We start from the raw sequence: 13,413 nt of genomic DNA, 5'->3' as shown, positions 1-13,413 counted from the left end.
CTCGCGTTGCGCGGGCGGGCAGAGTAACCGGCTACCCGAATTCAGGCCGACGCGCCGGGGCCGTCGCTCAACGGAGCCCCTAGAACGCCGGCCACGGGATCGGCCTGCGCCGGTCCGGCGTCGGCATCACCGGATTGTCCAGCAGCCCAGCAACTCTGGCGCGCAGTGCGGAAACTTCGCGGTCGGTGATGTGGTCGCACAGTTGTTCGGCCAGGCCGCCGGCCAGCCGGTCTCGCAAGGTCGCCACCGCGGCCAGCGTGTCGTCGTCCACGGGCTTGCCCGCCCAGCCCCACAGCACGGTGCGCAGCTTGTCCTCGTGGTGCAGGCTGACACCGTGGTCGACGCCGTAGACCTTTCCATCGACGCCGGCCAGGATGTGCCCACCTTTACGGTCGGCATTGTTGATCAGCACATCGAAGACCGCCATGCGATACAGCCGGGGGTCGTCGGCGTGCACGAGTGTCACCTCGTCGCCGGCGTAGTCGTAGGCCTGCAAGATCGGCATGTATCCGGGTGGCACACGGCCCGCGGGCACCAGATCGACGAGATCGAGCGCGGCCTCGGGGACTTCGCCGTCGTCGTCCCCTGGCTGGTCCACCCAGCGCTGCACCATCCCGATGCCTGCAGGTCCATCACGAATGATGGTCTGGGGCACGATGTTCCACCCCAGCGCCACCGACACCAGATACGCGGCCACCTCGCGGCCTGCGAGTGTGCCGTCGGGGAAATCCCACAGCGGGGCCTCGCCACGCACCGGTTTGTACACGCAGTGGACCACAGCGTCCCGCAGTTGCGCCTCGCACAGGAAGGTGGCGTTGCTCGCCGAACGGATCCGACCGATGACCGTGAGTTCGCCGCCCGCCAACGCCTCATCGAGGTCAAAGGAGTCCGGCTCGCCGTCAGCCCTCGGCGTCATCGTCGGTTCCGGCGATGGCACCGCGCCGGTAGCCGTTGGTACGTACGCAGATGTGGCCGTCGGGGTCCAGCGGCTCGTCACACAGCGGGCACGGCGGCCGGCCGGCAGAGATGACCCGGTTGGACCGCGTCGCGAACTCCCTCGCCGACTCGGGCGTCAAGAACACCCGCACCGCGTCGGGGCCCTCCTCGGCATCGTCGAGCACCACCGATGCATCGAACTCGGCATCGGAGACCGCCAGCAGTTCCACCACCACCGTCTGCGCTTCGGAGTCCCAGCCCAGGCCCATGGTGCCGACGCGGAACTCCGCGTCCACGGGCGTGATGAGCGGCCGCAGGTCGGCCACTTCGCCGGTATCGGGCGGGATGGGGGTGCCGAAGCGACGGTTGATCTCCAGCAGCAGGGCCCCGATGCGTTCGGCCAGCACCGCGACCTGCTGCTTCTCCAGCACCACCGAGATCACCCGGCTGTCGTGGACAGCCTGCAGGTAGAAGGTCCGATTACCGGGTTGACCGACGGTCCCGGCCACGAAGCGGTCGGGAGTGCGGAAGACGTGAATTGCGCGGGCCATGGCACCTTCCAAAATACCGGTTGGAGCACCAACGGTCAGTCAGTGGACCCGCCGACCACCGCATCGGTGGCAGGTTTGGCAGCCAGCCCAGCGCTCAGCTGCGGACCGGTGTGGTTGATGTGCACGACAAATGGGCGCATGTCGGTGTAGCGGATCACGCTCATGGACGCCGGATCGGCGGTGATGCGCTGAAAGCCGTCGAGGTGCACGCCGAGCGCATCGGCAAGGATCGCCTTGATCACGTCGCCGTGGGTGCATGCCACCCACAGCGCGTCGCCGCCATGCTCGGCGGCCAGCTCACGGTCGCGTTCCCGGATCGCGGCCACCGCGCGGGCCTGGACCTGCGCCAACCCCTCCCCGTCGGGGAACACCGCGGCGCTGGGCTGTTGCTGCACGACGCCCCACAGGGGTTCTTTCACCAGCTCGCCGATCTTGCGGCCGGTCCACGCGCCGTAGTCGACCTCGGTCAGTCGTTCGTCGACGATCGGCTCGACGCCGAGAGCAGCGGCCAGCGGCTGCACCGTCCGCTCGCAGCGCAGCAACGGCGACCGGACGATCGCCCGCACCGGCAGCTCACCTACCCGGCCGACGACGGCCTCGGCCTGTTCGACGCCACGCTCGTCGAGGTCGACGCCTTCCGACCGGCCCGCGAGCGTCTGGGCAGTGTTCGACGTCGAGCGCCCGTGCCGCAGCAGGATGACGGTCATATCAGCTCCTCGCGCATGCACTTGATCATTGGGCCGCCAGTACCCCGGTACCCAGCAGCACGAGCACCACCGCGCCGGCCACCACGCGGTAACCGACGAACCAGTACATGCTGTGGGACACGAGGAATTTCAGGAACCAGGCGATGGCGGCGAAGCCGACGACGAAGGCGATGACCGTCGCCACCAGCAGTTGCGGACCGCTGGCGCTCATGCCCTCGCCGACCGGATGAAACGCGTCGGGCAACGAGAACAGCCCCGACGCGAACACCGCGGGGATGGCCAGCAGAAATCCGAACCGGGCCGCCAGTTCGCGGTCCAGCCCGAGAAACAGTCCCGCGCTGATCGTCGCCCCCGATCGCGACACGCCCGGCACCAGCGCAAGGCACTGCGCCAGGCCGACCACCACGCTGTCCCGCCAGGTGAGCTGCTCCACCTGGCGTGTCTGCTTACCGAAATACTCAGCCGCGGCGATCACCGCCGAAAACACGATCAGTGCCGACGCGACGAGCCAGAGATTGCGTGCGCCGGTGCGGATCTCCTCCTTGAACAGCAACCCGAACACGCCGATCGGGATGCTGCCGATGATGACGAACCAGCCGAGGCGGTAGTCGGCGTCCCGGTGCGCGGCGACGAACAGCCCGTTGAACCAGGACTTGACGATCCGCCAGATGTCCCGCGCGAAATAGACCAGCACCGCCAGTTCGGTACCGAGTTGGGTGACCGCGGTGAACGAGGCTCCTGCGTCGTCATGGAAGAACAGTCGTGACGTGATCGCGAGGTGCCCGGACGATGAGACCGGAAGAAACTCGGTGAGCCCCTGCACAATCGACAGCACGACAACTTGCAGCCACGACATCGCCGGCACGTCAATCACGACGACGACCGTACCGTGGGGGTTCGGTCAGCGCCCCAGTCGCGGTACCGGCTGCGCGTCGGCGACCGCGTCGCGCACCGTCGCCGACAGGCTGCGCTCGTCGGTCAGATCGATGTCGGTCAGCTTGCGGCTGGCGAGCGCCACCACGTCTTCTTCAGCGGGCACCGGCCCGGACAAGCGCGGCCGGTACACCTCGATGATCAGCTGCCCGCGTTCGATGTGGAAGGAGAAGGTACGGCCGTCACCGACCTGGCCAAATCCACTGGCGTGGACACCCGTGGAAATGTCCTCGATAGCAAACTCCTGGTACCCCGGTTCCCGGTCTGCGGCGAGGGTCATGCTTCGCACCATACTCTTGCTTATGCAAGCACGTGCGCGAGACGCGTCCAATCGCCCGCTGCGGTGGTGCATAGACTGGTCGGTCAACCATCCGCCCCGAACGAGAGCCATCCGTTGCGCCTAATCCCTGCAGGTCAGCCGATTCGTGCTGGCGTGGCAGCACTGGCACTGCTGCTCGCGCCGGGTTGTTCGTCAAACCCGGCCGATGCTCCGCCACCGACCATCGAACCCGCCCAGGCCGCGGTTTCGCCACCGGTCACGGGCGCCCCCGACGGCGAAGTCCGCCCGGTCGGCGGCCGTGCACAGTCCGCGGTGTTCGATCCAGCAACGGCCATCCTGGCCGTCCTCGGGCCCGGGCCCGACGGGCAGTCGATGGTCACTCTCGTGGCGGGGACCCAGCCGCCGCGCACTGTCCTGCTCCCCGCGACGGCATCGACGATGGCTGCCGACGGCCACGGCGGGATCCTCCTCGCGACGCGGGGCGGGTACTTCCGCGTCGACATCGCGGCGGGCAAGGCGACCAAAGTCACCGTCGCCGGCGAGCAGGACACCGATTTCACCGCGATCGCGTTGCGGGCGGACGGCAAAGCGGTACTCGGCAGCGCCGACGGCGCGGTCTACACCCTGAGTTCCCCCGACACCGTCGGCGCCAAACTGAAGATCTTCGCTCGGGTGGATGAGCTTGCCACCCAGGGGAATACCACGGTGGTGTTGGACCGCGGCCAGACCTCGGTCACCGAGGTCGACGTCACTGGCACCAAGGCCGAGCAGGCGCTGCGAGCCGGCGACGGCGCCACCACCATGGCCGTCGATCCCCACGGCCGGGTCCTGGTCGCCGACACCCGCGGCGACGAACTGCTGGTGTTCGGTACCGACCCGCTGATCATGCGTCAGCGCTACCCGGTGCGGGCCGCGCCGTACGGGCTGGTCGGCACATCACGGCTGGCCTGGGTGTCACAGACCGCCGACAACACTGTCATTGGTTACGATCTTGACACCGGCATTCCCGTCGAAAAGGTGCGTTATCGAACCGTGCAGCAACCCAACTCCCTGGCCTATGACGACAAGTCCGGCACGCTGTATGTGGTGTCCGGCTCGGGAGCGGGCGTGCAGGTGATCCCGCGCGCGGGGGGATGACCATGACATCGATACAACGCGGCCGAATGCCGGCGGGGTGGGACGCCGAGGGGCTCTCCGACGAGTACGAGTGGGTGCCGCTGCGGCTGCCACCCGACGTGACCAGGCTCAGCGCATCCATCCGACTGTCCATCGAAGCGGAATACCGCGGCTGGGAACTCACCCGGGTGCGGGCCTATACAGACGGGAGTCGACGGGTGCTGTTGCGCCGCAGGAAGACCGCCGCCACCACGCCGGGCACCCCGGACCAGCCGACACCGTGATCTACAGCGCGCTGCGGCGGGCACTGTTCCTGGTGCCGCCCGAACGGATCCATGTCTGGGTGTTCGCGCTGTTGCGCATCGCATCGGGCCCGGCGGCGTTTCGGCGGGCGCTGACGCGCTGGTTGGCGCCGTCCGACCCGGTGCTGGCCAGCACGGTATTCGGGGTGCGGTTCCCCGGGCCGATGGGACTGGCCGCCGGATTCGACAAGGACGGCCGCGGCCTGGCCACCTGGGGTGCGCTCGGTTTCGGGTACGCCGAAGTGGGCACCGTGACCGCCGCCGCCCAACCGGGCAATCCACAGCCACGCCTGTTCCGCCTGCCCGACGACCGCGCACTGCTCAACCGCATGGGCTTCAACAACGCGGGTGCCGGCGCACTGGCGATGCGGTTGGCCCGGCACGCTGCCGAAGTGCCGATCGGGGTGAACATCGGCAAGACCAAGGTCACCCCGGCCGAGCGCGCGGTCGAGGACTATGCGCGGAGCGCGCGACTGCTGGGCAACCTGGCCGCCTACGTGGTGGTCAACGTCAGTTCCCCCAACACCCCCGGGCTGCGCGACCTGCAGGCGGTGGCCTCACTGCGACCGATCCTGGCTGCAGTCAAGGCAGAGACCACCAAGCCGGTGCTGGTCAAGATCGCGCCCGACCTCTCCGATGCCGATATCGATGAAATCGCCGACCTGGCAGTGGAATTGGGCCTCGCCGGAATCGTCGCGACCAACACCACGATCTCGCGTGACGGCTTGGCCACCCCCGGCGTCGACGACCTCGGGGCGGGCGGCATCTCGGGGCCGCCGGTGGCCCGGCGTTCGGCTGAGGTGCTGCGCCGGCTGTACCGCAGAGTGGGCGACAAGCTGGTGTTGATCAGCGTGGGCGGTATCGAGACGGCCGACGACGCCTGGGACCGGATCACCTCCGGGGCCACGCTGCTGCAGGGCTACACCGGGTTCATCTATGGCGGCGGTTTGTGGGCCAAGCAGATTCACGACGGCATCGCCGAACGCCTACACGCAGGCGGGTTCGCATCACTGTCCGACGCGGTGGGCTCGGCCGCCCGCTGACCACCACACCGCGAGGGTGCGTGTCTGCTGCCTGACACGCGGGCGTGTCGCGGAGCAGACACGCACCCTCGCGGTGCTGCGCTGGGGCTACTTCTGCTCGTAGTTGCCGTGGATGACGGCGCGAGCGATGGCCTGGCTGAACAGGTTGAAGCCGAGGTAGGCCGGCGTGGCACCGTCGGGCAGTTCGAGCGACTCGACGGGCAGCGCGTGCACGGCGATGTAGTAGCGGTGGGGGCCGTGTCCGGCCGGCGGGGCGGCACCGATGAAGCGCTTGAGGCCGGCGTCGTTGGCCAGCGTGACTGCGCCACCGGGCAATTCGCTGCCGTCCCCCGCACCTGCGGGCAGTTCGGTGACGGAAGCGGGCAGATCGGCCACTGCCCAGTGCCAGAAACCCGATCCGGTCGGGGCATCGGGGTCGTACATGGTGACGGCGAAGCTCTTGGTCTCGGCCGGGAATCCCGACCAGCTCAGCTGCGGCGACACATCGGAACCACCCGCGCCCATGATGCCGCTGACCTGGTCGTTGCCCAGCGGCTGCCCGTCGGTCACCGACTCCGAGGTCAGCGTGAAGGTCGGAAGCTGTGGCAGGTTGTCGTACGGGGAATTGCTCATGATGCCCTTTCAGCAGTGCGTCAAGAAATGTTCGAGGACCTTCGCGCCGAACTGTAATGCGTCGACGGGTACCCGCTCGTCCACCCCGTGGAACAGCGCAGCGAAGTCCAACTCCGGCGGCAGCTTCAGTGGGGCGAAGCCGAAGCAGCGAATACCCAACCGCTGGAACGATTTCGCGTCCGTGCCGCCGGAGAGCATGTACGGCACGATGCGCGCGTCGGGATCCACCGCCAGCAGCGCGGCATTCATCGCGTCCACCAGATCGCCGTCGAAGGTGGTTTGGTACGACGGCAGGTCACGCTCCCAGCTGCGCGTGACGTTCGGCCCGATGAGCTCGTCGATCTCCCGCTCGAACGCCGCCTTGCGGCCCGGCAGTACACGGCAGTCCACGACGGCCTCGGCCGTGGCCGGAATGACGTTGGCCTTGTAGCCGGCTTTCAGCATGGTCGGGTTGGCCGTGTCACGCAGCGTGGCCGACACGATGCGCGCCACCCCGCCGAGCTTCTCGATCGCCACATCCAGGTCCGGGGAGTTGACGTCGAACTCGTAGCCCGTCTCCTCCGAGACCGCGGCCAGGAACTGCTCCACCGCCTCATTGAGGACCAACGGGAAGCGGTGCCGGCCCAGCCGGTCGACCGCACCGGCGATCGCCGTCACGGCGTTGTCGTCATGCACCATCGACCCGTGCCCAGCCCGGCCCCGCGCCGTCAACCGCATCCAGGACAGCCCCTTCTCGGCTGTTTCGATGAGGTAGAGCCGCCGCTCACCGCCGTTCTTGCGCGGGACGGTCAACGAGAATCCACCGACCTCGCCGATCGCCTCGGTGACTCCGGCGAACAAGTCGGGCCGGTTGTCCACCAGCCAGTTCGCCCCGTAGGTGCCGCCGTGCTCCTCATCGGAGACGAATGCGAACACCAGATCGCGCGGCGGCACGATGCCCGCCCGCTTGAAGTGCCGGGCCACCGCGATCATCATCCCGACCATGTCTTTCATGTCGACCGCGCCCCGGCCCCAGACATAGCCGTCTTTGATCGCACCGGAGAACGGGTGCACGCTCCAGTCCGCAGGCTCGGCCGGCACCACGTCGAGGTGCCCGTGGATCATCAGCGCCCCGCGCTGTGGGTCGGCGCCGGGCAGCCGCGCGAACACGTTGCCCCGGCCTGGCGCGCCGGCTTCGACGTACTCGGTGGTGTAGCCGACCTCGCGAAGCCGGTCAGCGACCCATTCGGCACAGTCGGCCTCGCCTTTGGTCGTGGCGGGGTCGCCGGTATTGGAGGTATCGAACCTGATCAGAGCGCTGACGATGTCGACCACTTCGTCAGCGCTGCCCACGGGGTCAGTCACAGTCACCATTCGTACCACTGCAGGCACCGTCGCGCGGTGGGCCGACACGGCGGCTTGCACCGACCTGGTTTGGGTCCTGGGCCCTCAATCCGTTAGCCTTAGGCGCCCAACCACTGAGGTTGGCAAGTCCGAGTGGCGGAATGGCAGACGCGCTAGCTTGAGGTGCTAGTGCCCTATTAACGGGCGTGGGGGTTCAAGTCCCCCCTCGGACACATCCGGCGACACGACTCAGGTCGGCAGTCGCCGTGACTCGCCGAAGATGCGGGTCGTAGTCGAGACGCAGGCCCAAGCTTGCGTACACCTCGGCGCGCTCAGCTCCGGTTGCCGCGCCGAGGATGACCGACAGTCCGCCTAACTCCTTAACTAACTCACTGATCTCGGCGGCACACATGGCGCGGGGCCGCTCCACTCGCTCAACGCGTGCCCTCAGCTCGTCGCGCTCGGCGGTACGTTGACGCAACGCAGCAGTTAGATCCTCAACGGCCACGCCAGACTCCACGGCGGTGATCAAGGCAGCCACTTTGGCATTCGCCTCGCTCAGCTGGCGCTGCAAGGCGGCGTAGCCAGGTCCGGCCGCCGGGTCCACGTCTTGCCCGCGTGCGAGGTCTTCTGGATCGGCCAGAGTGGCGATCCATTCGTCGAGTCGCGCTGTCACTGCGTCTTCGCGGAGATAGACGGTGCGCGGATGATCACTCAGGTCCACAGGTACAGAACGTGACTTGCCGAACTCACAACGGTAGAGGATCCGCGTTGTTTGCTTCCCCGGCCGGGCGGCGCCCTGCATTCGCCGTCCACATGCGGCGCAGAACAGCAGCCCACGCAGCGCATACGGCACTGTCGATTCTCTGCTGCACACGCGACCGGGACCACGCCGCGCCTGCATCCGGAGACGAACAGCCTGCGCCAGCTCATCAGGGATCAGCTCTTCGTGCGTGCGTCGATCGGGTGCGATCCAGTCGGCCCGATCGCGCCACCGCATGCGAGTCTCATATCCCGCGGCGACATCATCGGGGTTCAAAAGGACCTCATACTTCTCCTGCTTGCCCCAGACACGGATACCGCGGTACGCAGGGTTGTCGAGAATGGCGCGGATCGCCGAATGGGACCATCCACGTGGGTCACGATGCCGGTTCCGTGCCGGGTCGTATTGGCTCGGTGATGGCACTCCATCGTCGGTGAGCTGCTGTGCGATGAAGCGCAAGCCAGCACCATCGGCATACATGCGATAGATCCGCTCGACGGTCGGGGCGGTCTCGGGGTCAGGCTCCAGGCGGTGAAGACGCTGCCCAAGACTTGCCTTGGCGGGGTTTGGGTGCGGGCCGGCATCGACGAGTTGATAACCGTACGGTGGGCGACCGCCGAGGTATCTGGTTGTGTCCTGCGCGAGTGCCGACATCGCGGTACGCACGCGCATCTGGATTCGCGCACGTTCTCCCTTGCTCATTCCGCCAAAGAGCGTCATCACGAGGTCGTGTGCCTCGGATCCGGGATCAACCGCTCCGCCAACTTCAGGCACCCATAGGCCGACCCCGTAGTGCGTGAGCACCGGGAAGGTGAGCGCAAATTGCGGTCCGTAGAACGCGCGAGCAGGTTCCCCGATCACGACGGCATCGAAGCCACGGCCACGAGAAGTGACATCTGCGAGCAGACGTGAAGCCTCCGGCCTGCGTTTCCAGGGAAGCGACCGGCTCTGGCCTATATCGAAGTAGTCGGCGGCGAGGACGCCGCCATGCGGACTGATCAGATCGATGGCACGACGTTTCTGCCAGCTGCGGCTCGCCTCCGGATCTTGGGCGTCCTCGGTACTCACTCGGCCATAGAAGGCGAACCTGAGGCTCATGCCACTCCCCTCCCTGATCTAGGCGTCCGGTCCCGCATAGCCAGTATGACGTTTACCAGCGCGCGGTTGGCCTCGCGCGGGAGCCGATACCGGTTCGGCAGGTCAATTTCAACACCTCCCTCTGACATGTTCGGAGCATCGACTCGAACGTCACACTCGGAGCGAGCATGTGTCGTAGTCGGGCATCTTTCAGCCATCGCTTGCCCCTAGCGGATCCCATTGTTCGTTGTGGGCTTGGCGACGTGCTTCTACCAGTCCGATGAGGCGGGAGTGGATGCGTTGGAGGGCCGCGGAATAGACGAGACTGCGATCGCCGAGGCTGCCGAGGCCGGCACGTTCGAACTCCCACGCCACCAGATCATCGCGACCGGCGAAGTCACAGTTGGGATCGTATTGGTATGCAGTGCTTTTCAAGCGTTCTTCACGCGTCCAAATGGCGCGCTGTTCGCGCAGCACGGTCATGGTAGTGGAATAACGGCGGGATTTGCTGGTGATGTGGCCGCGGAATCCGAGGGTGTGCAACCACCGCCCGATGCCGGACAGTCCTTTGTCCGCGAGATCGCTGATGGTGGTCAGGATGGTCCGCACATGCTCTGACACGTCCAGGTCGGGTATGGCTTCCGTAGATAGGCGGCGCGCGCTGATTCCGAGGTCTACCAAGGATTTGGTGACATACTTGGCGAGATAGCGTGCCACCAGCCGGCCAGACATGGACCGTCCTGAGCCTGACCCTGGTTCTGGTTCTGGTTCTGGTGGAGCACTTTTCACTGGTTTTGCGGATGCGGCGAGGGGTTGGGTGTCGATCTGTGTGCCGAAACGCATCGTCCGCGCATCGGTATCAGCGGTCGGATCGTCGATGGTGAGCGTGACGGTGCGGGCGGCGTGTTGGATGATGGTGGCGAGTTCGACTGCACCGATGGGTGATTCCCAATCGGTCTGATCGGGGTCGTCTTGGGGGTCCAGGCGGATCAGGGCGTGGATGTGTGGGATGGCGCGGGCTTGCAGTTCGACGATTTTGATGAAGCTCACCCGCACCGCATCCGGATCCACACCGGTGGCTTTCAGTTCTTTGCGGAGGGTGCGCCGCATGGTGATGGTGAAGCGTCGCCACAGTTCGGGAAGATGCCAGGCGAACAGGACATGCCCGGCATAGTCGTAGCACTCCGGACAGAGCGGCTGACCGACCCGCTCGTCGCCATGATCATGGGACATGCTGCACCACAATTGTTTTCCATGCGGGCAGCGGCGGTAGCCGCCGATCCGGTGCTGGTCTCGGCATACCTGCGCTTTCTTGTCCCCCGACGTCGTGGCGGTGTGGACGGCCCCGAAGCTGGGGGCAGTCAGGGTGAGGAAAACTTGCGGATGATCGCCCACCGCGGTGGGCATGCCGTGGTGGCCTCCCGCAGCGCCGGCGTGCACGAGTTGCCAGGTGTCGCGGGCGTAGAGATCTGAACACGACGGGCAAATGTGGGCGCGACGGTTGTTGCACCGCGTCCACACCACCCGCTGACGCCCGTACTCATCGGTACCGATCAGCTGGATGGGGTGAGCGCAGAATCCGACGGATTCTGCTCGTCGCCACCAGGATTGGTATCCCATCGACGCGGCCCGGCGCACCATCTGCTCGACCACTCGGGTGGTATCAACTGTATCCGGAACACCCGGCAGGGCAAGCTGCGCCGATGTCATGGAGCTATTCACCGCTGCCCTCACCCACGGTGTGCCCGGTATCGGTGTTGTGTGGCTGGTGGGTCTTGTTCGGTCGGCTCGGGGGTCGGCGGAACCGAGTGGCCAGCGCGGTGATGTCGTGGTCGGTGACGTGGAAGGCCCGCACCCGCTGGGCGTAGGCGGTGCCGTCAACCATCATGTAGCCAACACCCGGTGTCGCGTCGGGGATGCGGTCACATTCGGCGCCGGCATCGCGTGCTCCCTGTCCCAGGACCATAGTGGTTTGGGTGGCTTCAGTCAGGCGCAACCCGATCCGCACCGTGAACAGCTGCCTTAACGGCAGGGTGTCTTTGGCGGGGTCTTGCACCGCGGCGACGACGCTGATGCCGACTGCGCGGCCTTGCGAGAGCAGGAGGCCCAGGAGTTGTTCGATTTCGGTGCGGACCTTGCGGTCGGTCACATACGCACTCAGTGCTGCGATTTCATCGATCACTACCACGAACAACGGCTCCGACGTCGTGGGAGTGTGTAGTCGGGTGTGGCCGCGCAGACGATTCGCCCGGGCGTGCATCACCGTGACGAGCTGGCGTAGCAGCTCCAGGGTGGTGTCGGTGGCGTCGTGGGTGAACACGGTGAACAGGGGTGCTCCGGCACCGAGTTCCATGCCACCTTTGGGGTCGATGACACATAACCGCACCAGTCCGGTCTTCACCGCGGGGGCGATGCCGGCGATCAACGACCACAGCACTGAGCCTTTACCTGCGCCGGTTGCCCCGGCGATCAGCACATGGTGACCGAGCAGCGGCACTTGCCACCAATGCCGCGTTTCGGTGATCCCGACCCGCACCAGCGCCAGGTCCACCGGGGTTGCCGGGGCGGGCATGGGCAGGACGATCGGTTCAGCGAGCACGTCTGCCCGCATTAAAGTGATGCGCAGTTCGCCAGGCGAGGTGGCGGTGATGCTGATGCGGTCGGCGCGCCACGCGGCGGCCAGCGCGTCGGACTGTTTATGCCAATCTGCCACGGACTGGCCGGTGACGATGCGCACCGCCAGCACATCGGTGGTTTTACCGATTGTCACCGTGCGCAGGGTGGGAGTGAGGGTGCGGCCGCCGAGTGTGGCCGTCAGGCCGTGCAAGGTGCAGGTCGATTCCCAGGTGCGGGTGTAGCGCGACCACGTGAGCCAGCGCCGCCGTACCGGTTCGGTCACCCAGGCGCGAAATGACCCCGGTTGGAGCCAGGCCCAGCCCGCATACCCGGCACTGCACACGATCGCGCAGATCAGGCCCACGCGTGGGCCGTGGCTGATGGCAAGCACGAGGCTGGCGATGATGGGCACGTTGATCGCCGGGAACAGCACCGCCCACCAGAGCACATACCCGGCTGCGGTGAACAGCGACATGACCAGTTCTCCGAACCAGTCGTCATCGCCTGATCCACTGTTGGTGGTGTTCTTATTGTTCGATGTCATGAGAGATGCCCTCCGTGAGCGTGTGGTCAACAGCAATGCCCGGGGTGGCGGGGTGCGGTGATCGGTTCACCGCACCCCACACCCGCTTGGGGTTACTTCTGCGGGCGTGTCTGCTCACTCGGCGCAGCACCACTGGCGGTGGCGGGGGTGAGGGCATCAGCGCGGAACGCCACCCCGCTGCGATCACCTTGGGCCCACGGGATGGCCACCAGACCAACCACCGAAATAGACTGCGTGACTGTAACTTTGGGGTCTCCTGCCACGGTGACATTGAGTACTTCGCCGCCGGAGTCATCCAGCGCGAGGACCTGGGTGGCGTACATCGGCATCCCGGTGGCGGTGTCGACTTTCGGGGCGCCGGTTTCGAAGTTCAGCCGTGGCTCCGGAGCGCGGGTGACGATAAAACGAGTTCCAGACGTATCGATTCTCAAACGCATTGTCCTACTAGTCCTTTCGTGAGATGTTGACGCCGGTCCGGCGCTGGATTCAGTTCACGTGGACATCACGGACGTTGCGAGAGACATGTGCCGACATTTCCGACACATCCACGGGCATTTCGGACACGGCCGGACATACCCACGGACATCACACCGACACTATCGCCGCAGGG

14 protein-coding genes and 1 tRNA gene are annotated in these 13,413 nt (G+C 66.4%); 4 read left to right on the top strand and 11 right to left on the bottom strand.

Annotation, left to right across the window (positions count from 1 at the left end):
- Positions 1-79: 79 nt before the first annotated feature.
- Genes RMCB_RS21690 through RMCB_RS21670 form a run of 5 tightly spaced genes read right to left on the bottom strand, consistent with a single transcriptional unit; the run spans position 80 to position 3,407 of the window.
- Positions 80-916, bottom strand: coding sequence for an Rv2133c family protein (locus RMCB_RS21690; protein ID WP_062830419.1), 837 nt, complete (start codon positions 914-916; stop codon positions 80-82).
- The gene (locus tag RMCB_RS21685) at positions 900-1,487 is read right to left on the bottom strand and encodes an Rv2134c family protein (RefSeq protein ID WP_029368310.1); all 588 of its coding nucleotides are present in this window, start codon (positions 1,485-1,487) and stop codon (positions 900-902) included. The genes RMCB_RS21690 and RMCB_RS21685 overlap by 17 nt, the downstream gene beginning before the upstream one ends.
- A gap of 35 nt (positions 1,488-1,522) precedes the next feature.
- Positions 1,523-2,194, bottom strand: coding sequence for a histidine phosphatase family protein (locus RMCB_RS21680; RefSeq protein WP_062830418.1), 672 nt, complete (start codon positions 2,192-2,194; stop codon positions 1,523-1,525).
- 25 nt (positions 2,195-2,219) lie between these two features.
- Positions 2,220-3,050, bottom strand: coding sequence for an undecaprenyl-diphosphate phosphatase (locus RMCB_RS21675; RefSeq protein WP_062830533.1), 831 nt, complete (start codon positions 3,048-3,050; stop codon positions 2,220-2,222).
- Positions 3,051-3,095: 45 nt separating this feature from the next.
- Positions 3,096-3,407, bottom strand: coding sequence for a hypothetical protein (locus RMCB_RS21670; protein WP_029368313.1), 312 nt, complete (start codon positions 3,405-3,407; stop codon positions 3,096-3,098).
- A gap of 114 nt (positions 3,408-3,521) precedes the next feature.
- On the opposite strand from RMCB_RS21670, the gene RMCB_RS21665 reads away from it, so the two are divergent.
- The 3 genes from RMCB_RS21665 to RMCB_RS21655 are packed head-to-tail and all read left to right on the top strand — an operon-like array spanning position 3,522 to position 5,868.
- Positions 3,522-4,544, top strand: coding sequence for a YncE family protein (locus RMCB_RS21665; RefSeq protein WP_201028328.1), 1,023 nt, complete (start codon positions 3,522-3,524; stop codon positions 4,542-4,544).
- A gap of 2 nt (positions 4,545-4,546) precedes the next feature.
- Positions 4,547-4,807: a DUF5703 family protein gene (locus RMCB_RS21660; protein WP_029368317.1), complete on the top strand. Its 261-nt coding sequence runs from the start codon at positions 4,547-4,549 to the stop codon at positions 4,805-4,807.
- The gene (locus tag RMCB_RS21655; RefSeq protein ID WP_072278526.1) at positions 4,807-5,868 is read left to right on the top strand and encodes a quinone-dependent dihydroorotate dehydrogenase; all 1,062 of its coding nucleotides are present in this window, start codon (positions 4,807-4,809) and stop codon (positions 5,866-5,868) included. Before RMCB_RS21660 ends, RMCB_RS21655 begins: the two co-directional genes overlap by 1 nt.
- A gap of 87 nt (positions 5,869-5,955) precedes the next feature.
- Here the strand turns inward: RMCB_RS21655 and RMCB_RS21650 are convergent, their stop codons facing one another.
- Both RMCB_RS21650 and RMCB_RS21645 read right to left on the bottom strand, forming a co-directional pair.
- Complete coding sequence (locus RMCB_RS21650) at positions 5,956-6,480, bottom strand: YbhB/YbcL family Raf kinase inhibitor-like protein (protein WP_062830415.1); 525 nt, start codon at positions 6,478-6,480, stop codon at positions 5,956-5,958.
- Between the two features lie 9 nt (positions 6,481-6,489).
- Positions 6,490-7,833, bottom strand: coding sequence for a M20/M25/M40 family metallo-hydrolase (locus tag RMCB_RS21645; RefSeq protein WP_062830414.1), 1,344 nt, complete (start codon positions 7,831-7,833; stop codon positions 6,490-6,492).
- A 117-nt stretch (positions 7,834-7,950) separates the two neighbouring features.
- Here RMCB_RS21645 and RMCB_RS21640 point away from each other — a divergent pair.
- Positions 7,951-8,036: transfer RNA gene (locus RMCB_RS21640), tRNA-Leu, on the top strand.
- Here RMCB_RS21640 and RMCB_RS21635 read toward each other — a convergent pair.
- The 4 genes from RMCB_RS21635 to RMCB_RS21620 form a co-directional block, all read right to left on the bottom strand.
- On the bottom strand, positions 8,018-9,664 hold the full coding sequence (locus RMCB_RS21635) for a recombinase family protein (protein WP_011560558.1): 1,647 nt from the start codon (positions 9,662-9,664) through the stop codon (positions 8,018-8,020). The genes RMCB_RS21640 and RMCB_RS21635 overlap by 19 nt on opposite strands.
- A 189-nt stretch (positions 9,665-9,853) precedes the next feature.
- A complete protein-coding gene (locus RMCB_RS21630) occupies positions 9,854-11,353 on the bottom strand; it encodes a replication initiator (protein WP_011560559.1) in 1,500 nt (499 codons plus the stop codon).
- Positions 11,354-11,357: 4 nt separating this feature from the next.
- Positions 11,358-12,803: an FtsK/SpoIIIE domain-containing protein gene (locus RMCB_RS21625; RefSeq protein WP_017205322.1), complete on the bottom strand. Its 1,446-nt coding sequence runs from the start codon at positions 12,801-12,803 to the stop codon at positions 11,358-11,360.
- Between the two features lie 92 nt (positions 12,804-12,895).
- The gene (locus RMCB_RS21620) at positions 12,896-13,240 is read right to left on the bottom strand and encodes an SCO3933 family regulatory protein (RefSeq protein WP_011560561.1); all 345 of its coding nucleotides are present in this window, start codon (positions 13,238-13,240) and stop codon (positions 12,896-12,898) included.
- Positions 13,241-13,413 lie beyond the last annotated feature (173 nt).

It is taken from the genome of Mycolicibacterium brisbanense, assembly GCF_001570425.1.
GTDB lineage: Bacteria > Actinomycetota > Actinomycetes > Mycobacteriales > Mycobacteriaceae > Mycobacterium > Mycobacterium brisbanense.
Note: the sequence above shows the minus strand (reverse complement) of the source record. Positions and strands in the feature narration are given on the sequence as shown.